13 protein-coding genes and 1 pseudogene are annotated in these 25,005 nt (G+C 59.9%); 9 read left to right on the plus strand and 5 right to left on the minus strand.

Features of this window, described 5'->3' with window-relative positions; genetic code table 11:
* Positions 1-243 precede the first annotated feature (243 nt).
* Positions 244-1,302 carry an AraC family transcriptional regulator gene (locus tag QA640_RS47720; protein ID WP_283043450.1) on the plus strand — a complete coding sequence of 353 codons (1,059 nt, stop codon included), beginning with the start codon at positions 244-246 and terminating at the stop codon, positions 1,300-1,302.
* Positions 1,303-1,329: 27 nt separating this feature from the next.
* On the opposite strand, the gene QA640_RS47725 is transcribed toward QA640_RS47720, so the two are convergent.
* On the minus strand, positions 1,330-2,964 hold the full coding sequence (locus QA640_RS47725; RefSeq protein WP_283043451.1) for an aldehyde dehydrogenase family protein: 1,635 nt from the start codon (positions 2,962-2,964) through the stop codon (positions 1,330-1,332).
* 24 nt (positions 2,965-2,988) lie between these two features.
* On the minus strand, positions 2,989-4,527 hold the full coding sequence (gene mdlC / locus QA640_RS47730; protein WP_283043452.1) for a benzoylformate decarboxylase: 1,539 nt from the start codon (positions 4,525-4,527) through the stop codon (positions 2,989-2,991).
* A 2-nt stretch (positions 4,528-4,529) separates the two neighbouring features.
* Between mdlC and QA640_RS47735 the strand changes: the two are divergent.
* The 3 genes and pseudogenes from QA640_RS47735 to QA640_RS47745 all read left to right on the plus strand — a co-directional run.
* A pseudogene (locus tag QA640_RS47735) lies at positions 4,530-4,712 on the plus strand (transposase); the annotation flags it as partial.
* An 855-nt stretch (positions 4,713-5,567) separates the two neighbouring features.
* Positions 5,568-5,765 (plus strand): hypothetical protein, encoded by a 198-nt coding sequence (locus tag QA640_RS47740; RefSeq protein ID WP_283043453.1) that lies wholly within the window; start codon positions 5,568-5,570, stop codon positions 5,763-5,765.
* Between the two features lie 466 nt (positions 5,766-6,231).
* Positions 6,232-13,797, plus strand: coding sequence for a PAS domain S-box protein (locus tag QA640_RS47745; protein WP_283043454.1), 7,566 nt, complete (start codon positions 6,232-6,234; stop codon positions 13,795-13,797).
* Here QA640_RS47745 and QA640_RS47750 read toward each other — a convergent pair.
* A complete protein-coding gene (locus tag QA640_RS47750; RefSeq protein WP_283043455.1) occupies positions 13,792-14,184 on the minus strand; it encodes a response regulator in 393 nt (130 codons plus the stop codon). The two genes, QA640_RS47745 and QA640_RS47750, sit on opposite strands and share 6 nt — an antisense overlap.
* A 231-nt stretch (positions 14,185-14,415) precedes the next feature.
* Between QA640_RS47750 and QA640_RS47755 the strand changes: the two genes are divergently transcribed.
* Positions 14,416-15,051, plus strand: coding sequence for a response regulator (locus QA640_RS47755; RefSeq protein ID WP_283043456.1), 636 nt, complete (start codon positions 14,416-14,418; stop codon positions 15,049-15,051).
* Positions 15,052-15,335: 284 nt separating this feature from the next.
* Positions 15,336-15,983 carry an AraC family transcriptional regulator gene (locus QA640_RS47760; protein WP_283043457.1) on the plus strand — a complete coding sequence of 216 codons (648 nt, stop codon included), beginning with the start codon at positions 15,336-15,338 and terminating at the stop codon, positions 15,981-15,983.
* Between the two features lie 196 nt (positions 15,984-16,179).
* Here the strand turns inward: QA640_RS47760 and QA640_RS47765 are convergent, their stop codons facing one another.
* Positions 16,180-17,661 carry a DUF459 domain-containing protein gene (locus tag QA640_RS47765; protein ID WP_283043893.1) on the minus strand — a complete coding sequence of 494 codons (1,482 nt, stop codon included), beginning with the start codon at positions 17,659-17,661 and terminating at the stop codon, positions 16,180-16,182.
* Positions 17,662-18,393: 732 nt separating this feature from the next.
* Between QA640_RS47765 and QA640_RS47770 the strand changes: the two genes are divergently transcribed.
* On the plus strand, positions 18,394-18,678 hold the full coding sequence (locus QA640_RS47770; protein ID WP_283043458.1) for a hypothetical protein: 285 nt from the start codon (positions 18,394-18,396) through the stop codon (positions 18,676-18,678).
* Positions 18,679-20,134: 1,456 nt separating this feature from the next.
* Entirely contained in the window at positions 20,135-20,479 is a 345-nt protein-coding gene (locus QA640_RS47775) for a hypothetical protein (RefSeq protein WP_283043459.1), read from the plus strand.
* Positions 20,480-20,977: 498 nt separating this feature from the next.
* On the opposite strand, the gene QA640_RS47780 is transcribed toward QA640_RS47775, so the two are convergent.
* Positions 20,978-21,541, minus strand: coding sequence for an AraC family transcriptional regulator (locus tag QA640_RS47780; protein ID WP_283043460.1), 564 nt, complete (start codon positions 21,539-21,541; stop codon positions 20,978-20,980).
* Positions 21,542-22,274: 733 nt separating this feature from the next.
* Here QA640_RS47780 and QA640_RS47785 point away from each other — a divergent pair.
* Positions 22,275-24,998, plus strand: a complete 2,724-nt coding sequence (locus QA640_RS47785) for a winged helix-turn-helix domain-containing protein (RefSeq protein WP_283043461.1) — start codon at positions 22,275-22,277, stop codon at positions 24,996-24,998.
* Positions 24,999-25,005: the final 7 nt, after the last annotated feature.

The following is a 25,005-nucleotide window of genomic DNA, read 5'->3' on the forward strand; positions in this document are numbered from 1 at the left end:
GGTCCGGAACGGACGGCGCCCGGTCCGGGCCGGACAGGCTGCGCCGTGAACCCTGATGCGTCTTGAACAAAACCGCTGCTATTTGACCAGGAGAGGCCGTCTCTTTGCGCCGCACAACGGGCGATCCGGCGAGCCTTTAGACGATCGAAAAACCGCTATTCTGTCTCGACAACAATGCAGCATATGCTGATCTTCGAGCCATGCCGGCTCGCGCGCCACGACGGTGTCCATAGGCAGGTTCAGTTGAGCGATTCCAGGCAGCCCGGCAAGACGATCGATGCGAAGAACGTGCTCGTCGTCGGAATGGACGAACGCGTCTATGAATCAACCAAGCTCGCGGCTGTGTTCGATGTGCTGGCGGCTCAGGGCACACCTGCCAACGAGATCCTGAGAAACATCGCACTCCAGGTGCCGGAGGTGCACTCTCCAAAGACCCGGATCTCGCTCACGGAATTGATGACGGCTTGCGAGAACGCCATTCGGCTCTCGAGCGACCGGCGCCTGCCCTACCGCATCGGCGCCTCCATCCACATCTCGACCTACGGCATGTATGGGTTTGCCATTCTCTGCTGCCCCGACTTTCGCGACGCGATGTCCTTTGCATGGCGCTATCACTCGCTTGCCGCGCCGCTTGCAACGATAGAGTTCAGGGAAGAGAAGGGATTCGCGAGCTGGACAATTGAGCCCAACGCGATCGACCCACGGGTCTACCGCTTCATCACGGAGATGCAGATTGGCATCCACATTTCGCTGATGCGCGACATCATGGGCGCGGCGTTCGTCCCGCATCATATCAGCCTCACCTATCCGGAAGCCGACGATTTCCGCCTGCCCGCCGATCAGATCGGATGTCCCATCCGCTTCTCCAATGGATCCAATCGGATTGTCTTTCGTTCGGACTGGCTGGACCAGGTCGCACGTCTCGGCAACAAGACGACCTATCCGATGATCGTGGCGCTCTGCGATGAGCTTCTCGATGAGCTGAAATTGCGGGTTGGGCTCGCCGGCGAGATCCGCGCACTTCTGCTGCGGGATATCGCCAACCCGCCGACGCTCGCCGACGTCGCGAAGCTGCTCGATATCAGCGATCGCTCGCTGCGGCGCCAGCTTCGACAGCAGGGCATTTCCTTCCGAGGCCTTCTGGATGAGCTTCGGAGCCACATGGCACTGAAATATTTGCGCACGACGAAGCTCGCCAACGAGGATATCGCGCTGGCGCTTGGATTCAGCGACGCGGCAAATTTCCGCCGCGCCTTTCGCCGCTGGACGAAGAAATCACCGAGCGAGATCAGAACCGAATAGCCTGCGGGCTGCCGAAGCGGTTTCAGCTCACTGCTTTGCGTATTGCTTGGCCTTCGGGAGAGTGCCGCTGCCATGCAGCCCCTCGATCTCGGCGGCGCTGAAGCCGAGCTGTTGAAGAACCTCCTCGTTGTGCTCGCCGAGCGCCGGAGCCCGCTTGGCCGGTACCTTGGCGACGCCGTGGAGCTGGATCGGACTGCTGATCGTCGAGGTGAGCTTGCCGCCGGCGCCTTCGAGTGGAACGACAATCTCGTTCGCGCGCAGTTGCGGATCGTCGATCACCTCCTGCGGCCCGCGCACGGCGCCGAACGTGACATGGACGCCGCTGAAGACCTCGTACCAGTACGCCATGTGCTGAGCGCAAAAGACTTCGTCGAAGATGGTCGAGAGCGCCGGCATGTTCGCCATCAGCTTGGCCGGATCGGAGAACCTCGGATCGGTCAAGAGGTCCGGACGGCCGATGGCCTTCGCCACGGCTTCGAGCTTGTCGGCGGTGATGATGAGCACGAACCAGGTGCCGTCCTTGGCGCGATAGACGTTCATCGCCGCGTTCGCCGGGTGCGTGCGATCGTGCAGGGGGTAGAACTTAGCCTCGCACAGCGCGGCCTGGATCGACACGCTCGCCGACCAGACGCCTTCGGCGAGCAGCGATGTCGTGACATGGGCGCCTTGCCCGGTTCGTTCGCGACGATAGAGAGCCGTGACGATCGCGGAATAGAGCCCGACCGCAGTCGCGTTGTCGCCGCTGCCGGCCACCGGCCAGGTCGGAGGCGCGCCGGCGTCACGCGTCAACGACAACAACCCGCTTCGGGCCCAATATGAGGTGATGTCGAAGCCCGGAAGATCCGCATCCGGACCTTTGTCGCCGAACCCCGTGATATCGGCATAGATAAGGCGCGGATTGCCGCCGAGCTCGAGCACGACAGGCTTGAGATACTTGGCGCAGACCCCGGCGATGATCTTGCCGACACGGGTCGAGCCGGTGAAATTCACGCGCCGGACCGCCGGCTCGGCGATGATCGCCTCGACGACCGAGGCTGCATCCTTCGGCGCGTTCGTCACGTAGTTGACGACGCCGGCAGGGAAGCCGGCTTCGCGAAATGCCTCGACGATCAGGCCGTGGGTCGCTGGGCAGAGCTCCGAGCCTTTTAGAATCACCGTATTGCCGCAAGCCAGCGGCAATGCGATCGCGCGCACTCCGAGGATGACCGGCGCGTTCCACGGCGCCATGCCGAGAACCACGCCAGCCGGCTGGCGCACGCCGATCGCAAAGCTCCCCGGCACGTCGGACGGAATGACCTCGCCGCCGATCTGCGTCGTCATCGCGGCTGCCTCGAACAGCATGCCCGCGGCCAGGTGAACGTTGAAGCCGCTCCACAGCGCCGAGCCCCCAGTTTCGGCGGCAATTGCCGCGGCGAAGGCGTCGGCCTTGGCCTCGAGCCGATGCGCAGCCTTGGTCAGGAGCGCACGGCGCTCGGAGGGACCGATGGCGGACCAGGAAGGAAAGGCGCGTGCCGCGGCATGGACTGCAGCGACAGCATCTGCCGCCGTTGCCGCAGGGGCCCGTGTCGCGACGGTTGAGTCGAGCGGATTCTTGCGCTCGAAGTTCGCACCGCCGACGGCCTGCCGCGGCTCCCCGTCGATCAGCATGGAAATCGCGTTCATGGTTCTCTCCCCACTTTTCTCAACTCATTTGGACGAAGGGCGGTCGTCGACTTCGACGTCGATCAGCATCGGCCGATGGGACGCGAAGGCGGAGTCCAGAGCTTTGTGCAGAGCTTCGCCATCCTGCACGCGGACCGCGAGACAGCCCATTCCGGTTGCGATCGACACCAAGTCGAGGTCTGTCAGGTCGGTGCCTTGAACCGGCTCCTGCGCCGCAAATCCGAATGCCGGAGCGAAATCCTGCAAAGCGGCGTAGCGGCGATTGTTCAGGATGACGAACGTGATCGGAAGCGCCAGTCGCGCCGCGCTCCAGATCGCCTGGATGGAGTAAAGGCTCGAGCCATCGCCGATGATGCCGATCACCCGCCTGCCCGGCTTTCCCAGCGCGACGCCGACGGCCGCCGGCATGCCATAGCCAAGGCCGCCGCTGTCCATCGTGTAGAACCCCTCGCTGACGAGGATGGGCAGATGCGCCTGCATCACCGGCCGGGCACTGGGTGCCTCCTCGGCGATGATGCTCTCGGCCGGTCTCATCTGCGCGAGCGACTGCAGGACATAGGCTGTCGACAGGAGCGCTGTCGGGCGTGCCCTCGGCGCAGCCGCGCGCGCCGGCGGCAACGCACGTACCGGCGGCTTCGTCCGCGCCAACAAATCGATCAGGCCGAGCCGTATGCTACCGACGGCGGCCATACCCTCCGGCGTCCACGAGGCGGTCTGGGAATCGTCGGTCAACTGGACGAGCTTCGCGCCGGGCGGTACGTGTGGCCCGAATCCTTCGACGTGATAGGTGAACGCCGGCGCGCCGATCACGAAGACGAGGTCCGAGCCGGCGAGGAGGCCGACGATCCTCTCACGCATGGCCGGCAGGAATCCTGCGAACAGGCGATGGTCTTCAGGAAAACTGCAGCGGCCGGTCATCTGGGCGACGAACACCCCGGCATTGTGCGCTTCCGCAAGGCGCACGACCTCTTCGAATGCCTCGTCCCGATCGATGGCGCCACCGACGATGAACGCCGGCCGCGTCGCGGCGTCGAGAGCCCGCGCGATCTGATCGAGCACAGCAGGATCGGGCCGAACCTGTTGGCTGACGAGGCGGACCGGCAGGAAGTCTGCCGGACGATCCCAGTCGTCGACCGGGACCGAGACCAGCACGGGCCCGCGCGGCGGCATCAGGGCAAGGTAATAGGCGCGCGCGATCGCGTGCGGTACATCCTCGGCACGCGCTGGTTCGACGCTCCACTTCACATAGGGCTTGGGGAGCTCGACGGCCTCGCGCGAAGCGAGGAACGGATCGAAGGGAAGCATGGAGCGGGCCTGCTGCCCGGCCGTGATGACCATCGGCGTGCGGTTCTTGAACGCCGTGAGGATGTTGCCCATGGCATTGCCGACGCCGGCCGCCGAATGCAGGTTGACGAAGGCGGCATTGCGGGTCGCCTGCGCGTAGCCGTCCGCCATTCCGACCACAACCGCCTCTTGAAGGCCAAGCACATAGCGGAAGTCGTCGGGAAAATTGCGGAACAGCGGCAGCTCCGTCGACCCCGGATTGCCGAACACCGTGGTCATGCCGTCGCGAGACGGTCGAGCATCCGTTCGGCACGCTGAAGATGCGCATGGGCGCGACGCACTTCCTGACGAAGCGCTTGCCGAAGGTCGCCACTGAGATGGCGCTGCACGTGCTCGCCTACAATCTCACGCGCGTGATGAACATCATGGGTGCTGGTGCGTTGATCGCGGCGATTCAGGCGTGAGCCAGGAGCGCTGTCGCGCGCGTGCCACCAACCTCATCATCGATTATAGTGGCTCGGGCAAGCCATTGGGCTGGCTTCCGGGGCCTCGCCGGAAATTATGCCATTTCGGCGCCAATCCGCGACCCCATGGGGCTGTTCAAAGCGCCGCCCCCGCATTGAAACGTTTTCACGCGGCCAAGACCCATTACGGGAGAGGTCGGCTTTTCAGGGCGAGCGCGCTAAGCCTTCGCATAACTCCATCATCCCTTTAGATGCTCGACGTTTACCTACGGTTTAATTGAACCGCCGGTCGCGATCGTCCTAGGCTGCATTTGTCCGGAAAGCACGCAGGCTTATGAACTGCGACAGTGAAAATAGGATGATCGACGAACAGCTGCGATAAAGCCAAGAGGAGATTTACAATGCCCACCTGCTCCGAAAGTCTTAGATCTGGCAGAGCCGCGCGGTGCGCAGTTTGTGATGGCAAGTTTGGTCTCGTCCGGCACTACTCGTGGCGAACCCCGCTCTGTTCCAAGAAGTGCGTCGATCGCCTCAGAGCTCGCAGGGAAAGTGACCGCAATTGGGTAGGCTGGCTCCTGACCGCCTTCAACCAGCTGCCAGAAAACCGTACGAGGGCTTTGTGATGGTGCAGATATCACAACGAGGCAAGGCATACTTGGAGACAGCACGGACTTTGCTCCGCGCTGCGCAAACCGTGACCGACCATGCGATTGCGGGTCAGCTCAAGGCCCTTGCCGACGGCTACGAGCGGCGAGCTGAGAAGGCTTCGCTTGTTGATGCGGCCAAAGCATCGGCTCGCTCGGCCACCAGCTCTGAGCGTGAATGGCGTACATGACCTGATGGGTAGCCTCGAGCATGCTTCTCGAATTCTGCACCATTGAAGCGCTGAACCTACGTCCCGGCTCCAAGGAGCTGGAAGCATTCAACGTCGAGCGGGTGCGCGGCTACCTTGAGCGCAATCTCGGCTGCAAGAAGAAGGAAGTGATCCACGCGCTAGGCCTGAATCCGCGCACAGTGGCCAAGGCCATCATGATGATCCGGGCACGATCATGAACTTTTGGCCCGTCGCGCCTGGGCTACGAAACTGCAGCTCGCCATGAAACGGTAGTGTAGATGGTCGCCACGACGGCGCAGAGCGCTTATCTGAATCAAAGATTCTTCCACGTATGTTTCCGCCAGGCTTGGGCATAATTCCTCCTTGCCGACCACTTCGCCGGCGCGCGCGACCACAACAGGACAAAAATATCGAAGGGCGCGGCCTCCAATCTGGGCGGATGCCGAAGTGATGAATGATTGCGCCCCGCCTGCCGGGATTTTCATCTCAAACGGGCAGGGAGACAGTCCTATTATTCTAGCCGGGCCAATGATAATCCTCTTTGGGCGCCCTAGAACTGACGGTCGCCGAGCGCTCGCTCAAGAGGGCGAGCGGGGTCGTTCCGCTCGGCGGAGGGGCCAGTGATATATCTTTGGCCCCCATTCAAGCAGCCTTGGAGCTGGCTCTATCGCCGGGGGCGCAGGAATGTCCTTGACCTCCTCTCAGCCTGCAAGCGCCGCGCCGGTTGCGGGCGGAGTACAAGATTCCGCCAAGCTGTTCAGCGCGGATGAGACTAGCAAGTTGCATATCCTATGGGAGGACGGCGAACGCCTCTTCTGCCGAGGAGAACGTCACGCTGACTCTGATCACGCCGGTGTGCTGGTCGTGCTGCCCACAGCTGAACATCCAGCACCTGCTACTCTAGATCGTCTCGCTCATGAATATGGATTGAAGGACCAGCTGGACCGTGCATGGGCGGTACAGCCTCTTCAGCTCGTCCGCGAAGGCGGACGAACCGTGCTGGTCCTCGAGGATCCCGGCGGCCAGCCGTTGGATCGGCATCTCGGCCGTCCGATGGAGGTAGGGCAGTTCTTGCGGTTTGCAATCCGCTTAGCGGCCGCGCTTCGCGGGTTACACGAACGCGGTATCATTCATAAGGATATCAAGCCGGCCAATGTGCTCGTCAATTTGGCTACCGAACAAGTCTGGCTGACGGGCTTTGGCATCGCGTCGCGCCTACCGCGCGAGCGCCAGGCGCCTGCCCCGCCAGAGGTCATCGCCGGCACGCTCGCCTATATGGCGCCCGAGCAGACCGGACGAATGAACAGGTCAATCGATTCACGCAGTGATTTGTACGCCCTCGGCATCACGCTGTATCAGATGCTTACGGGGCAGCTCCCGTTCACCGCGTCCGACCCGATGGAATGGGTACACTGTCATATTGCCAGACGGCCGGACGCGCCCGGCGAGCGGCTAAAGGAAGTGCCCGGCGCCGTCTCGGCCATCATCATGAAGCTGCTCGCCAAGACTGCCGAGGAACGTTATCAGACGGCCTCTGGTCTGGAGAGCGACCTCAAGCACTGCCTTGCCTCATGGGAGGCTCAGCATCGGATCGACGCCTTCCCACTTGCCGAGCACGACACGCCCGACCGGTTGCTGATCCCCGAAAAACTGTACGGGCGGGCGCGCGAGGTCGAGATTTTGCTCGCCTCTTTCGACCGTATCGTTAGCGGCGGGGGACCGGAGTTGGTGCTGGTCTCCGGCTATTCCGGCATCGGCAAGTCCGCCGTCGTGCACGAGCTGCATAAGGCGCTCGTGCCGCCGCGCGGACTGTTCGCCGCCGGCAAGTTCGACCAGTACAAGCGCGACATTCCCTATGCGACAGTCGCCGAGGCTTTTCAGAGCCTCGTGCGGCTGCTGCTCGGCAAAAGTGAGGCCGACTTAGCGAGTTGGCGCGACGCCCTTCTGGAGGCGCTCGGCTCGAACGGGCGGCTCATGATCGACCTCGTTCCCGAGCTCAAGCTCATCATCGGCGACCAGCCACCAGTGTCAGAGCTTCCGTCACAAGACGCGCAACGGCGCTTCCAGCTGGTGTTTCGGCGCTTCATTGGCGTGTTCGCCCGGCCGGAGCATCCGCTGGCGCTTTTCCTCGACGATCTGCAATGGCTGGATGCAGCGACGCTTGACTTGCTCGACAATCTGCTAACTGGATCGGATCTGACGAACCTGCTGCTGATCGGCGCCTATCGCAGCAACGAGGTCGACGCCACCCATCCGCTGAGGCGCAAGCTCGATGCCATTACGAGCGCCGGCGGAAGGGTTGAGGAGATCACGCTTGCGCCGCTTGCCGGTGAGCATTTCGGGCATTTGATAGCGGATACGCTGCGTTGCGAGCCGGCACGCGCCGCGCCGCTGGCGCGGCTGGTGCACGAGAAGGCCGGTGGCAATCCGTTCTTCGCGATTCAGTTTCTTTACGCGCTTGCCGAACAGCAACTGCTCAGCTTCGATCACGACGCTGCGCGGTGGTCGTGGAACCTCGAGGGCATTCACGCCAAGGGGTACACCGACAATGTCGTCGATCTCATGGTTGGGAAGCTGGCCCGCCTGCCCGCCAAAACCCAGGAGGCATTGCAGCAGCTCGCCTGTCTCGGAAACACCGCTGATATCGCGACAGTTTCGCTCGTCCTTGGGACGTCTGAGGAAGAGGTCCACGCATTGCTGTGGGAGGCGGCGCGCCAGGAACTGGTCCATCGGCGCGCGTTCGCCTATCAGTTCGCCCACGATCGCATTCAGGAAGCCGTCTATTCGCTGATACCGCAAGCGTCACGTCCCGAGGCGCACCTTCGCATTGGCAGGCTGCTTGCGAGCCAGATGCCTCCCGAACAGCAGGAGGAGGCGATCTTCGAGATCGTCAACCAGCTCAACCGCGGCGCGGCTTTGATCACGTCGCGGGAGGAGCGCGAGCGCCTCGCCGAACGGAACCTGATCGCTGGCAGGCGCGCCAAGGCCTCGACCGCCTATTCTTCGGCGTGCCGCTATCTAGCAGCGGCGAGGGCGAATCTGGGCCAGCAAGGGTGGTTGGACTGCTACGACTTGGCGTTCAACGTGTGCATCGAACTGGCGGAATGTGAGGTCCTAAGCTCCAATTTCGAGGAAGCCGCTCGGTGGATCGAAGAGCTGCTGATCCGCGCACGTTCAAAAGTCGAGCGCGCCCAGACGTATCGGCTCAGAATGGTGCTCCAGTTGGTGCATGCCGACAATGCAGCGGCAATCCGAACAGGGGTCGAGTGTTTGCAGACGTTTGGCATTCAACTACCGGAACGCCCAACGAATGATCAGGTAACGGCCGAGTATGACGCGATGTGGTCCAACCTGGGCGCGCGTGCGATTGGAAGCCTTCTTGACCTCCCGATGATGGAAAATCCAAATATGCGCGAGGTCATGAACGTCTTCACCATGCTATTCCTCTCTGCCTATTTCATCGATAGCAATCTCCGCCAAACGATCGTGTGCCGAATGGTGCGTGTGACACTGGACCACGGCACGACGGCTTCGGGCGGCACGGCTTATGGATTTCTGTCCATTTTTTTGGGGCCGTTTTTCCAGCGCTACAAGGAAGGCGAGGAATTCGCTCAATTGGCCTTTGCGGTGGCGGAAAAGCATGGATTTAAGGAGCAAAAAGCGGCCGCAAACTTCCTAAAGCAGATGGCGGTTGTCTGGACGCGGCCCATCGAGGTCGCCCTGACGTGCCTCGATGACGCGATCGCCGCTGCCCAAGAGACTGGAGATATCATTTGGGCCTGCTACAGCTTGGAACACCGCCTGACGGATTGCTTGGTCCGCGGGGATCACCTCGACCAGATTTGGTCCGAATCGGGGAAGGCAGTGGAGCTTATCGAGCGATTCAAGTTCCGCCATGTGGCCGATATCGTGTGCAGCATTCGGCTTTTCGTCCAGAAGCTTCGGGGGCAAGCGGATGGCGCTGCCGTTGTGGCGGAATCAGCTCTTGAAACTCGGCTGCTGGAAAATGGCGTTGCGGTTGTCCTCTGCTTCCATTGGATATTGCAGATTCAGCGGCACCTGCTGCTTGGCAATCCCGAGAGGGCGCTTGAGTATGCAGAGAAAGCCAAACCACTCCTTTGGTCCGCTCGTTGCCACATTCAGTTCGCGAACTATTGCCTCTATAAGGCATTCGCGCTTGCGGCAGTTTATGGCACGGCTTCGCCCGAGAAACGGGCTGAAATCCGCTCGGAGCTCTCCTCGAATGCTCAAGCATTCGAACGCTGGGCCGAAAGTTGCCCTGTGACTTTCAGCCAGAAGCACCTTCTCGTTTGTGGAGAGCTGGCCCGCGTGGAAGGGCGCGCCATAGAAGCCATGCAGCTTTATGAGCGTGCCGCTAGGACTGCGGCCGAACATGGCTTCGTTCAGGACCAAGCGTTGGCAAACGAGTTAGCGGGGCAGTGTTGTCTGGCCTCTGGCCTCGAGCATGCGGCGCATGCCTATTTCCGCGAAGCGCGCCACTGCTATCTGTGCTGGGGAGCCAATGGCAAGGTCAGGCAACTGGACGAGTTGTATCCCCACCTCAGGGACGACGAACCGACGCCCAGTGTGACGAGGACAATCAGAGCGCCCATTGAGCATCTCGACCTCGCGACCGTCGTTAAAGTCTCGCAAGCGATCTCGGGTGAGATCGTGCTGCAACCGTTAGTCGATACGCTTATGCGCATGGCCCTTGAGCAGGCGGGCGCCGAGCGGGGTCTGCTGATTGTTGCGCGCGGGGCTATGCCGCAGATCGAAGCGGAAGCCACGAGCAGCGGCAATACGATCATCTTGCAGCAGGGCGGCCAGCCCATAACCGCTGCGGTGCTGCCCGAATCCGTAATTCACTATGTGCTGCGCAGCCGTGAAAGCCTCATCCTTGGTGATGCCGCAACTCAATCCCCGTTTGATGCCGATCCTTATGTCCGCGAGCGCCAAGCGCGGTCCATTCTCTGTCTGCCCCTGATCACCCAGACCAAGCTTATCGGCGTGCTCTATCTCGAGAACAATCTCACCCCCCACGTCTTCGCGCCGGCCCGCATCGCCGTACTGAAGCTGGTGGCGTCGCAGGCAGCCATCGCGCTGGAGAATTCACGTCTTTACCGGGATCTTCAGGAGCGGGAGGCAAAGATCCGGCGCCTGGTCGACGCCAATATCATCGGAATTTTCATCTGGGACTTCGAAGGTCGCGTACTTGAGGCCAACGACGAATTTCTTCGCATGGTGGGCTACGATCGCGAAGACCTGGTGTCGGGCCGCATAAGGTGGGCGGACCTGACGCCGCCTCACTGGCGCGACAAGAATAATGCGAAGATCGAACAGCAAAAATGCGGCGGACGGTTTGAGCCATTCGAAAAAGAATACTTGAGAAAAGACGGTAGCCGTGTGCCCGCGCTGATTGGCGGGGCAACGTTTGAAGAGGGCGGCGACGAGGGCGTTGCGTTTGTCCTCGATCTGACGGAGCGCAAATGCGCCGAGGAAGCCCTTCGGGAAAGCGAATACAAACTGCGTCAAATCATCGAAACAGTGCCAGGCTTGCTCTGGTCAGTGGACCCCAACGGCGAACCGACCCATATCAATCAGCGCACGTTGGACTATAGCGGCATGCGAATTGAGGATCTCAAGCAAGGTGGCTGGCGCGCGCTCCTGCACCCTGACGACCTCCCGGAAACTTTGCGGGCCTTCTCTCACGCAATTGAGACTGGCAGTTCGTATCAGCACGTGAGCCGTCTCCGGCGGGCGGACGGCGAGTTTCGTTGGCACGATACTCGCGGAGAGCCTCTGCGCGATCGGGAGGGACGCGTCATCCAGTGGTATGGCCTGTCTGTCGATATCGATGAAGGCAAGAAGGCCGAAGACCGGCTGCGCCGCAGCGAAGCCTATCTGGCGGAAGCACAGAGGCTGAGCCACACCGGCACCGCGGTCTATAATGCGACGGAAATTCTTTATTGGTCCGAGGAGGCTTCCCGCATCTGGGGGCTTCCGCCGCAAGGTATTCCGAGCCGGGAAGCGGTATGGCAACGGATCCATCCAGACGACGTAGACAGGGTGAACCAAAACATCGAGCAAGGATTGCGCGAAAAGAGAAGCTTCTCGAACGAATTCAGAATCATACTACCCGATAGAACAGTAAAACATGTCGAAGCGACTAACTACCCTGTGTTCTCGGCAAACGGAGAGCTTGTTGAGATTGTCGCCACGGGCGTCGACGTGACAGAGCGCAAGCGCGCCGAGCAAGCATTGCGGCAAAGCGAAGCAAGGTTCCAGCGTCTGGTCGATTCCAACATCATCGGAATTTTCATTTGGGATTTCGACGGTCGCATTCTTGGGGCCAACGACGAATTTCTTCGCATGGTGGGTTACGCCCGCGAAGACCTGGTCGCGGGCAGCGTCTGGTGGTCGGAAATGACGCCGCCCGACTGGCGCGACAGGAATAACGCAAGGATCGAACAGCAAAAAGCCAGCGGTCGGTTCCAACCATTCGAAAAGGAATTCAGCAGGAAAGACGGTAGTCGTGTGCCGATACTGATCGGTGGGGCAACGTTTGAAGAGGGCGGTAACCAGGGCATCGCATTCGTGCTCGATCTGACGGAGCGCAAGCGCGCAGAGGAACGCCTCCGCGTGCAGCACACTGTTGTGCAGATTTTGGCGGAAGCGGCCACGATCGAAGAGGCCACTCCGAGAATACTGCGGGCCATGGGCGAGTGTCTGGGATGGGATGTGGGCGTGCTCTGGCGCGTGGACCGGGAGGCCGAGGCGCTGCGCTGTGTGGAGTTTTGGCATAAAGCGTCGATAAGAGTCCCGGAATTTGAAAGAGCCAGCCGGGAGTTTACTTTCGTTCCGGGCTTGGGACTACCGGGCCGGGTGTGGTCCGGCCTTGAGCCCGAATACATTCCCGATGTCGTTTCTGACGAAAACTTTCCGCGCGCACCCATCGCCGAACGCGAAGGACTACACGAGGCCTTCGGCTTTCCTATCCTGCTCGGCGGGGAAGTCTTGGGCGTGGTCGAGTTTTTCAGCCGCAAGATCGGGCAACCCGATAAGGAGCTGCTCAAGATGCTGGCCGTTATCGGCAGCCAGATCGGTCAGTTCATCGAGCGCAAGCGCGCCGAGGAGGCCTTACAGCGAAGCGAGGGCTATTTGGCCGAAGCGGAGAAGCTGACGCATACGGGCAGTTGGGCTTGGGATCCCCGCACCCAAAAGGTGCTGTACTGCTCCGAGGAAATGTTCCGAATTTTCGGATTAGATCCGCGGGAGAGCTCACCTTCCCGAGACAATTTTCGACAGCAAATTCACCCCGAGGATCGCGATTGGGTAAGGAAGAGATTTGAGAAGTCGATTCGCGAAAGAGTCGATACCTACGCCGAGTACAGGGTTCTTCTGCCAGACGGAACAGTCAGGCACATCAATGCCTCGGGTCATCCGGTTCTCAATGAAGACGGCAAGCTCATCGAGTTTATTGGTACGGCTGTAGATGTGACAGAGCGTATGCGCGCCTCGGAAGCTCTGCGCAAGGCGCAACTGGAACTCGCGCACGCCAATCGCGTGAGCACGATGGGAGAGTTCGCTGCATCGCTGTCTCACGAAATCTTGCATCCTATCGCGACCGCCCGCAACAACGCCCGTGCAGGAATGCGTTTCTTGGAAATGAATCCGCCGAATCTGGATGAGGCCAGGGAAGCGTTCGCCTGTGTTGTCAGGGACGCAGACCGAGGTAAGGATATCATCGGACGGATGCGAGATCACATCAAGAAAGCGCCGCCGCGAAAAGAGTGTTTTGGCCTCAATGAAGCGATCAACGAGGTGGTTGTTATGGTACGAAGCGCAATCGCCGACAACAGTGTCTCGGTCAAGACTCGCCTCGCGGAGGGTGCGCTCGCCATTCATGGGGATCGCGTTCAACTGCAACAAGTCTTGCTGAACCTGATCCTCAACGCGGTTGAAGCAATGGGCTCGGTTGAGGCGGGAGCACGAGAGCTAATGGTCAGCACAGAGCAAGACCACACAGGCGTTCTCGTGGCCGTGCGCGATTCCGGGCCGGGCATCGATGCGACGCAATTGGACCGCGTCTTCGAGGCTTTTTACACTACCAAATCCGGTGGAACAGGAATGGGGCTGTCGATCTGCCGGTCCATCATCGATGCTCATGGGGGCAAGCTATGGGCAGAGGCAAACGAGCCGCGCGGCGCTGTATTTCAGTTCACCTTGCCCGCGGCCCAAGAGGACTCATGAATTGTCTTCGATCGGCGTACCGGGCTGCAGAGCCGAACGCAGGCATCGCTCCAGATGGTCGTCGTCCACTGGCTTGCTGAGGTAGCAAACAACCCCGTCCTTTAGGGCCCGATCCCTGACGACTTCATCGGAATATGCAGTAACGATAATCGTCGGGATCGCGTACCCGCTGTTGACCAAATGCCTATGCAATTCAACTCCAGTCATGCCAGGCATGTGAACGTCGGCGACCAAGCAGGCGGTTTCAGGCACGAGACGCGATGCGAGGAAATCGGCTGCTGACGGAAACGCTTCGACAGTGTAGCCCAGCAATGTTACGAGTTTTCGCATTGATTCGCGAAAGTGCTGGTCATCATCGACGATGGATATCAGCGCACGGTTCGACATTGCAACTTCACCTTCTGCGCTCCACCTACCGGCAGTCTAATATCTCGCGCAGCGTGCAACTTGTACTATCAGTGACATTCCCCAACAATGCAATATCGGCGCCCCTAAGCGATGGCTTAGGCCTTTGGGCCATCCGCTTAGGCAATAATACTATTCATCTCGACAGATTGTGCGTAGAATGGCGTCGTTCCAATAGGAAGAATGCGGTTCCTCTAACGCAGGATACCGGGAATGGGTAACGCAAATCCCAGTGTCTCGGTCATTGATGACGATCCCGCGTTTCGCGACTCGGTCGTGCGGCTGCTGCGGACGGTCGGCATCCATACCCGCCAATTTTCGTCTGTTCACGATTTTCTCGAGGTCGATCCGCCGGAGGGCCCGACTTGCCTGGTGCTCGACGTGAGAATGCCGGGGCGAAGCGGTCTTGACCTTCAGCGCGATCTTGCCGCCGCAAATAGGCAAGTGCCGATCATCTTCATCACAGCTCATGCCGACGTGCCAATGACCGTGCAGGCGATGAAAGGGGGGGCGATAGAGTTCCTTACAAAGCCGTTCCGTGATCAGGATCTTCTCGACGCCGTCGAGATCGGTCTCGCTCGCGACCGTGTCCGTCAGGAGAGTGAACGGGTATTGGCCATGCTCAGGGAGCGCTTCGACACGCTCAGCTCCCGCGAGCGTGAGGTCATGCTCCATGTCGTGGTGGGCCGCCTAAACAAACAAATTGCCAACGCTGTCGGCATCACCGAGTCTACGGTGAAGGTGCATCGTACCCACCTGATGCGAAAGATGAAGGCGCGTTCGCTTCCCGAGCTCAGCCGGATGGCGGACATCCTCAACGTGAGAGCACAGCAGCCACACGACTCCTAAGTCGGCCCGAAGGTACCGCCTCAAGCGTTTTCGCACGAAGGTACTGTCTCTGCGAGCTACTTGCCATCTACCTCGGGCATTACGTGCTCATCCGGCCAACGGATGGAAAAGCTCGGGGTTGGAGATCTCGCGCCCGCATCGCTTCTAAGCGATGGCTTAGCACAAACAGCCACAAGCGAACCTCACACTACCACCGCGCAATCGACGGCGGCACGCCAAACCGTCAAAACCTGTCTTGTCGGTTTCGTCAGGGAATTGCCCTCCTCCACGCACGCGAGGATATAATGCACGCATCAGAATCGATCGCACTTTCCGAACGCTTGGCACTATCTCGTCATCTCCACCCCGGGCTTCAAACTACAATACCAGAACCCTCCTTTGCAGCTGATCAACAGCTCCACCTGGTTGCACACGGCCTGGCCGAACTGCTCGAAACTGCAAGGCGAGAGCTAGAGCGCGACAGAGAGGTGGCCAAGGCGTCACTGATTAAGGCATCGCGCATCTTGCACGTGGAGATCGAGCGTTGTTATGGCGCTAATGGCTGCGCAAGAGGCGGTCTGGTGGCTTGGCAGATCGCCAGCGTGCGAACTTACATTGACAGCAACTTACATCGCGTCATTCATATCCGGGATCTCAGTTCGGTCGCGCGTCGGAGCCGCGCGCACTTCGCTCGACAATTCAAGTTGGCATTCGGCGAGCCGCCACATGCCTACGTCGTGAGAAGGCGTCTGAAGAAAGCGTGCCACCTGATGATGACCAGCGCGACGTCCCTAAGTGAAATAGCGCTGAGCGTCGGGCTTTCGGATCAATCGCATTTGTGCAGGCTTTTCAAGCGAGCCTATGGGCAAAGTCCAAACAGTTGGCGCCGCGAATACGAGGTCCTTATAGCCGACCAATCTCGTCGAGCCGCAAGTGTGCGAGATGTGATTTGAATCGAAGCAGGCCGGACTTCTGGAGCCTGGATATGGAGGAGACGATTTGCAGGTCGCCGCCATCGTAGTTGAAGCCGTCGCCATGATGTTGGCGCGTTAGAGGCGGTCGTCGATCTGAGAAAACGTCGGCACCCCGAGCGGCCAGAGTGTTGATCTGCGAGTCGTGCGGTGGCCTGCTGTCGGGTCGCGCCACTTCTCAGCGGTTGTGCTTTTCATCTCTAGCGATCCGGCCAGCGCGGACCTCGCGCAGGCCGTCGGGCGATGCCGACGCCACTGGCGTTTCAACTTCGCGGCGCGGCCAGGTAAAATCGTCGGCGCGACCAGCCGGCGCCGACAACGCCTCACCTTTGATCATGACCCGCGCAGCGAGCGCGTCGACTGCAGCCGGCGGCGTACCCGGGCCGCCGAGCAATTGGTCGCTGTTAACGGTGGCGGCGACCAGCGGTACGATCGGCCCCGCCAGCGGACGCGGCGCGGGCTGACCGGGGACCGCATTGGTGTCGCGACTCGCAGGCTCAGTTTGTACCGCAATCGGCTCCGAGCGCCCGGCAAGAAGACGGATGATCTCCCGCTCGACATAGTGGGCGAGTTTGCGCGCGCCGGGCTTGGTGAAATAGACGCCGTCATAAGTGCGCAACTGGCGGATCTGGCCTTCGAGATCGGGCCCTTTCTGCACGAAGGCCCCGGCCTCGTCGACAAATCCATCCCAGGTATCGACGTAGGTGATCCCGGCGCGACCCGAGGCGGCGCGGTAGAGCGCGTCGAGAAATTGCATCTCAGAGGTGCTCTTCCGTCCGAAGATCGCAGGCAGTCCCACCCAGACCACCGGCACGCCCTTCGACTTCACGACCGTGATCATCTCGTCGATCTTCCTGCTGTAGAGCTCGACCCAGCGGTCGTCGCGAAACTGGTAGATGTCATTTGGCGAGCGCGTGCTCTTCTCGGTCGCCACCCGCGGTGCGTCGGTATTCTCTACATCGTCCCCAGGCAATTCGCTGTCGGCCGCCTTGTCGTCGGCTTTGGCCACGGTGTTGTCCGGATTGTCGTTCGACTTCGCATCTCCGGGCTTGTTGTCTGGCTTTCGCACATTCCTGTCGTTCTTCTTGTCGGCCGGCCTCTCGCCCTTCTCGGCAGTTGGCTCGCGGATCGTCATGCGATCGTTGAGGCCTAGCATCACCACGATGACGTCGGGCTTTTCCTTGGTTAGGATGTTGCTCGCAGCGGCCGCCCAATCGGCAGGCGCGCCCTTGGGCTGGTACTGGATCAGGCCGGAGATGGTCTTCACCTTCCGGATCACGCCGATGTCGGGCTGCTCGGTATACGCGTCCTCCAGGCCGTAAGCGAGCCAGTCGGCCATGCCGTCGCCGAACACGAGCACGTTGCGTTCGTGCACTGTGCCGCGCCTTCCAGGCGGTGGGGCCCTTGAAGAATCTTCGCGCATGGGCGTCGCGGCTCTCCGCCTATGCCACTGAGGCTGCGGCGCGCGCTGCTGAAACGGACCAAAAGCGTCGTTACCAAACCAGCCGCCACCGGACCCGTCGCCACTGCGTTGCGGCGGCCGTTGCTGAAATCCGCCAAAATTGAAGAACTGTGCCGAGGCAGGTCCGCCGAGGCTGATCAACATCAACGTCGCAATTGCCAACGCGATCAGCGGGCCGCTTCGGGTCGAGATGCCCATTTCCGCCTTGTCGAACACGCTCTTTAGCCGCACGAAGATGCTGCCCCAACCAAGCCGCACATGCAGATCCCTTACTGCCTTTTCGGTGAATGCCTGCCCTTGCTCAACTCACGTGACGATGGCTTGCCCGCGTGCGGACTTATTGCTCGTTTGTGCTCTGATTTGTTTCCGATGCGTGAGCTGCGGGGGTGACCGGCGCCGCCTCAGAGCCAATCTACGTCTCCGAGCACGACGAGCCCGCCTTGCTGCCAATGAGCCGACGTCAAGCCGACGTAGCATCTGGTCAACTGCGGGCGACATCCGGACTCATGTCGCGCAGCAACGCCAAAGCCAAGTGTATCATGGGCAACCATGACTTAATGTCTGGCGGGTTCCTTTTGCTAACGACCGCGGGCTTCGTGCTGCTTTGCTCGAACTTGCTGACGTTCGCGTTCATCTGAGCGTCGCTTTGGAGTCCCCAGCTTTGGTCCGCGGTGGACTCCACCGGTGGAGGTGAGCCTGGGGTAGGAGCATCGATCAGGCCGCGCTGCGACCACGTCCGGTCCAGCCCTCGAGACCGACACAACACCGCAATTCGGGTTCAGGATGTCCTTCACAGCGCCCCGTCTTCGATTGGCTGCTCACTGATGTCCACGCCGCGGCACTTTTGTTCAATTACTTGAGTGGGATCACCGCTAGTATTCTGCAGCAAGGTATCGCGTCTTCATCCCACACAACGCCTGTCGCAGCGATATGCGCGAGGTGATCGCCGCCTCGTATGCTTCAGATGAGGGCTGGGACAACTTTGAGCTGGAGAGCAAGGTGAAAGAGGTTGCTAGTCTCGGTACGGTCGCGATCGTAGCCTTACTATTCCTGGCGTTCTTAACAACCTTAAGACCAATTGCGATCGTCGCGGCACAAGGCGAGACGGTGATAGATGTCCGCGCCAATGAAGCAGCCACATTGGCGCACTCGGAAGATCCCTCACGAACCGGAACCCCGTCCAAGACGCCGGTGCTGACGGGTCAGCCAAGATAACCAACGCCCACTCGGCGCGCCCGGCGAGCGGTTGCACGAGGTTCGCTTTGCGAAGGTGCAGCAGCGCGCTCCAGCGTCCGCCCCGGTGCTGGTCTATTGCGCGACTGCAAATGTAGCCACTCGATCATGACGGACGCCGATTACTGGCTCGAGAGCTTGCGATCCTTGAGGATCGCTTCGTTTGCCGGAAGTGCGCGAAGTGAATGGGCTGACTTCGACCGGAGTTCGGTACGCCATTGTATTTCGGCTCCGAATGTTGCCTCTTCTTGCAGGCTCGTGACAGTACCTTCGATGATCTTTCGTATGACGCAGCTGAGGCGGCGGTGGTCCTAGAGTTGATCTTGCGGTTCGTCACGTTGGGAAGCGTGGTGACGAGCTTGATTGCGATCGTGGTGGCGCTTCGGACGCACAATCGACAGCTAGGTGCTCAAGTCTTCTTGAATTACAGCGAGAGGATTGACTCGCTCCGCCGAGGTTTTCTTACACCAACGTATCTGAGCGGAGAGACGCTGGCGTCGCGCGCACTAACCGACGACGAGCGCAGATTGGTGCATGAAGCCTTCTATCTGATATTCGAATTTCACGCCCTAAGGCATCACGGATACGTGGGATCTAGCATCTGGCGCATCTGGGAACCTGACATACAACGGCTGCTGACGTCTCCAACGTTCCGTCGAGAATGGCCCATCATGAAAGCGACATTTCAGCCGCATCCTAAATTCGTTGCTTGGGTGTCTCGCGTGCAGCATCGAGGAACGGCTTCCCACCAACATCCTTCCGAGTGACGAGCGGACCTTACCAATAATTGCGCGGTCCGCTTCTTCTGAGAATCTGCCGTGTTGATCGGCGCGCCATGAGCCCGCAACCGAGCGCCGAAGCGTTTAACACGCCCTGCAAACCGGTCCAGCCGAGCAATCGATACGCTTGCCTCCGCTTTAGACAACCGCGATGCCTGACAATGGCCCTTTATCGGCGCGCAACCTTACCGCTGCTTGGCATGCTCTTGCGTTCCGTGAGATCCCGGCAATCGAGGAAGAACAAAAAGATAAGGCCGACAGATGGCGGCCTCACTTTCAATTTATCTCCGGGAAATGCCATCCTATCCAAGAGTTACGGCGCGCGACGTGCTTACGCGATGCAGCTTTCGACGTTGTTCGCCCATCCGTCCACTCAAACCGACAACACTCCTCATCCGCTTCCAATCTCCGTCGCTTGTTGGGTGTATAAGATCTCGCCACTTGAGTAGATGGAACGCCCTGGCTGTCTCACGATTGGCTCGCGCGCGCGGGCGATAGACGACGACTGGTCGCGCATCAGGTCTTGGCTTTACTATGGGGTAGTTCGCTTGGGCGTCAGCGCTCGTTTGATTTGATATTTCACGAGGTAGCTGCTCGACCAACTGCTGGGCCGGCGCCGCCTCAATGGCGGTGGTGAGAACGAGAACGTTGGCTGATTGGTGTCAAAGACGACCTTATCCGGCCATTTGTGCGCGGATCTGATCCGGATAGTGGCACTTTCGATGATCGCCGACCGATCAAGAGAACTCTCCTGGGGCTCCGGCACGCCCCAGCCGGCTATCAACAGAAGAACGGCAAGTGCGCTTCCGACAACCACAAAATACCTGGCTATGGGCACAGCCAACAGCGCCCGCGATTTGAGCAATCTCGGTCAGCCTGTGACGGCGACGATTGACCACGCTGATGCTGCGCGGCAAATCGACAACCGCTTGGCGCTTGCAATCGACGAAGCCGTCGCCAAAGTCGTCAAACCGTTGCCGAAACAGCGGCAGCGATCCCGGTGAACCGAAAGATGATCTGGAGCCAACGCAAGGCGGAGCAGAACTTCGAGCTTTTTAAGAGGCTAGCGGCCTCGCGGCGGCGGCGATTTTTGCGGCTGCTTGGATGCATCGAAGACCGCGCGGCACTGCGAGCTGAGCTGACCCAATTGAGCGGCCATGCAATCCCTGATCTGAGCGCGGTCGGGAATGTAGGCGGCACAGAGGCGCAGGGCATCGCCCATGCACGCCTCCCGTTGGACAGCCTCACTCGACCCGGACTGAGCAAGGACCGGCGTGATCGTTGCGCTCAGCAGAACTAGGACAAGACGACACTTCATGGAAACTCTCTCTCCGGTTGGATCTTCGGCGACGGGAATTCGCTCGATCACCGCTCGCTTGGCCGAGGTGGCTAGCGCGAAGCCGACCGGACTGCGTATTCGGGACGGCTCGCCGCTGCGAGGCAACCAAATGGACGAGGACACAGTGGCTCGTTTGGCCGAGCGCTTGCAACGGTTGTCGCTGTTACGGCCCGGCTGTCGCGGTCGTTGTCGCATCGCGTTCGCGACGCCAGTTCGCCGGGCTTTGACCGAAGGCTTGCCTGAACTTTCTGCACAGATGTGACTGATCTGAAAAGCCGACGCTTAGCGCTATCTCGCTCAATGGCGCGGAGCTCGTTAGCATCAGATGACAAGCCACCTCCAACCGCTTTCGCACGATATAGGCGTGCGGTCCTTCGCCAAACGCCTGCTTGAACGAACGCGAGAAGTGAGCCCGGCTCCGCTGCGCGACAACACCAAGTTCCGTGATATGGATCGTGCGATGCAAGTTCCTCTCAATGAATTTTCGCACGCGCGTGACCTGCCAGCCAGCCAATGCGCACGGCTTTGAGCCGTCAGCGCCCAAGTGCCGCTCCATCTCCATTTGCAGGATGGACGATGCTGTGGCGAGTGACGCTTTCGCCGCTTCCCTATCGTGCTCGAGCTCACGTGTTGCTATCTCAAGCAACCGGGCCAGGCTGTTCGCCAGACAGTATTGCAAACCAGTTGGAGCGAGTGAATCCCGTGCTGTTACCTGAAGAGCTTTCATAGTCGAATCTCGGCACCATCTTCTTGTTCAGAGACGCCGAAAGAATGGTTCAATCCGCGCCAAAGCGTTGCTTTGAGTCCCGAAGTCCTACAAATTTTCGCAAATCTGGGAGCGAGCCCCTAAGCCCCATGGAGACAATGATGTGAGCTGCACGATCGCCGAAGCACCCGCATACTACCTGACGATGCAGCATTGCCAAATACGCAACTCAGGTAGCGAACTAAGGAGAGCGATACGGCTGGGCCGAAGTTGACGCAAATCCGGTAAAGGCGACTTTTTATCTCGAGTAGTGAAGTGGCCATTAGCAAGCCCGCCAATGACCGTTTCTCGTCTTCACAAGTGCTAGGAGGAGCGGCAGGTTGCCGCGCCAGACAGTGCGTCGCAACTCCGCCGCGGGACCGACGAGCCGGGCAGCGCCTAGCAGGATAAGAGTGGAACGTCCGAAAGAATGCCGATAGCAAGGCTAATTTGACTTTGGTATGGGGATGTCCGCTGGTAGGCAAACCCTAGAGTGGTGGTGGGGCCGTCAGAGCGAACAACGATGCGGTCTCTGTCGTCGGGAAAAATCGGAGTAGCTGGATCCGAAAGCAAAAACACGCGGGATGAGGCGCAGCCTCTAGGGGCAGGTGACCGGATGCCGCGGAGGATCCTCTCTTTCGGTCAATTTCGCCTGCTTAGGTTTGAGCGTCTACTTTTGGATGGCACCAGAGCTGTTCGCCTCGGTAGCCGCGCCTTGGACATCCTGATTGCTCTTCTCGATCGGCCGGGTGAACTGATCACAAAGCGAGAGCTCATGCGAACCGTGTGGCCGGACATTTCGGTCGTCGAGGCAAACCTTACGGTCCACGTCGCCGCACTACGTCGGGCACTAGGCGATGGGCAAGCCGGTTCGCGCTATATCCTCAACGTGTCCGGCCGGGGCTATCGATTTGTAGCGCCGGTCACCATTGAGGACAAATTTGAGTCCTCGGCGTTGAGAGAGACGCCGACGGCCCCGCCCCACAATCTCCCGGTCCAGCTTACACGGCCTATCGGACGTGACGAGATCATCGCTTCCCTCGGTCAGCGGCTAACCACGCACCGGCTCCTGACGATTACCGGAGCCGGCGGCATTGGCAAGTCCACCGTTGCCCTCAGCCTGGCAGAGAGCTTCATTGCGAAGTTTTCGGATGGCGTTTGGTGCATTGATCTATCCTCTTGTGCCGATCCAGGTCTCGTACCCACAGCGTTGGCTACAGCTCTGCGATTGGAGATCCGGTCCGAAGATCCGTTGCCGAGCCTTGTCTCAGCGCTCAGAAACAAGACGATGCTGCTCGTCCTTGATGGCTGCGAGCATGTGATAGAAGCAACCGCGAACCTCGTCTCAAGCGTGCTGAGTGGCGCAAGCAGCGTCAAGATATTGGCAACCAGTCGGGAGCCTCTGGGGTTGCCTAGTGAGCGGGTCTATCGTCTGCCGAGTCTAGAGTGGTCCGCCCCCTCGAGCTGTCGGACCGTGGCCGAGATCTTGAAGTTTCCTGCCGCTCAATTGCTGGTCGATCGGGCAACAGCAGCCGTGGCTGAATTTGAATTGTCCGACGCAGATGCTCCCTTCGTCGCTGACCTCTGTCGGAATTTGGACGGGATTCCGCTCGCCATCGAGTTCGCGGCCGCTCGGGTGGAAGCCTTCGGCGTTCGCGGAGTCGGAAGTCGATTGAACGATATGCTGCTCCTACTTGGGCGTTCGCACCGCGCTATTCCGCGCAGACACCGAACAATTGAGGCTACCCTCGACTGGAGCTATCAAATTCTGGGGCCTGATGAACAAATCGTGCTCAAGCGTTTGGCGGTCTTTGTCGGCGGATTCACGCTTGATTCCGCGAGTACCGTACTCGCGGACGGCACTATTGCAGATATCCCGGAAATAGTCGCCAACCTTGTTCTTAAATCGCTTGTGGCTGCGGATGTCGCTGACGGGAGCGCGCGGTTCCGCCTGCTCGAGACCACGAGAGCTTTCGCGCTCGCTAAACTCTCAACTGCCGAGCTAGATTCCCTTCGACGACGTCATGCACGACATTATGGCGATTTGCTTGGAACGACATCGATCCGCACGACGGCAACCGAAGTTGCGACTTTACGCCGGTCGGAGATTGGCAATATACGTGCTGCGCTGGAGTGGTCGTTTTCGGAACAAGGCGACAACGCCATTGGCGTGCTTCTTGCTATCGCTTCGCGCTCAATCTGGCTGGGATCATCTCTATTGACGGAATGCCACAAGTGGACCGAAGCAGCCATCGCACATCTGGATTCCCTCGAAAGCAATGACCGCGAAGAAATGATGTTGCAAGCGGCTCTCGGCATCTCGCAGATGTTTACCCATGGAACGAGCGAGGAAGCTCATTCCGCACTCCTTAGGGCAAATCAGCTAGCCGAGCACCTCGGGGATACCGAATATCAGTTACGAACGCTCGCGGTCCTCACCCTCTTCAATATTCGTCGCGGTGAATGGCGCCATTCTCGTGCGCTGGGAAGGCGTCTCGCCGAGGTCGCATCCAATTCGGCCGATCCGGTAGCGATCTCGACGGCCGACGCCATGCTCGCCTCGATCTCAGCGGGCCACGGCGAGCCCACAGAGGCCATCAAGCACGCCGAGCGCGCGCTGCAAGGAAGCACGACTTCTGTTCGAGACGCTCAGATTGCACGATCTGGCCTGGACCACTCTGTCCAAGCGCGAATTGTGCTGGCTCAATCGCACTGGCATCTTGGCCAGCTCGCTCAGTCGGCCAGCGCGATCGACAACGTGCTTAATGAAGCGGAGGATTATGAACATTCAGTATCGTTTGGAGTTGGCGTGACTTGGTGTCTCTTGACCATCTCGCTCGGGCGCAATCTCCATTCATACGGATCCTGGATTACCCGGCTGAAGGAGCATACTCAGCGTCATTCACTTGCAAGCTATTACGGGTGCGCGCTCGGATTTGAAGGAAAAATGGCGACAGATCGCGGACAACACGATGATGGCGTAGGATTGATGCGGGCCGCCTTAGCGCGTCTTCGGTCACGTCACTATGGCATTCTCTACACGCCGTTCCTCAGCTATCTGGCCGAAGCTCTTGCGGCAGCGGGACACCTTGGCGAAGCACTTATCGCTGCCGAGGAATCGCTTTTGCGAACAGAGCAACAAGGGGCACTTTGGTGGATTCCAGAAGCCATGCGAACCAAGGCCGACATACTCGCATCCCTGGACGAGAGCGACGGAGAAGAGGCAGAGACGCTTCTGTTGCGCGCGCTTGACGCCGCCCGCGCCCAACAAGCTCTTTCTTTCGAGCTGCGCACTTCGCTAAGCCTGGCGCGTCTCCTGCGTTATCGCGGGCAGACCGCGGAGGCGCGTGCCCTTCTTGATGCCGTTTATGTGCGTTGTGAGGATTTCGATGCAGTCGACCTTCGGTCTGCAAGACAATTTCTGAGTGAGTGCTCGTAGACGCGGG

This window comes from Bradyrhizobium sp. CB82 (genome assembly GCF_029714405.1).
In the GTDB taxonomy this organism is placed as follows: domain Bacteria; phylum Pseudomonadota; class Alphaproteobacteria; order Rhizobiales; family Xanthobacteraceae; genus Bradyrhizobium.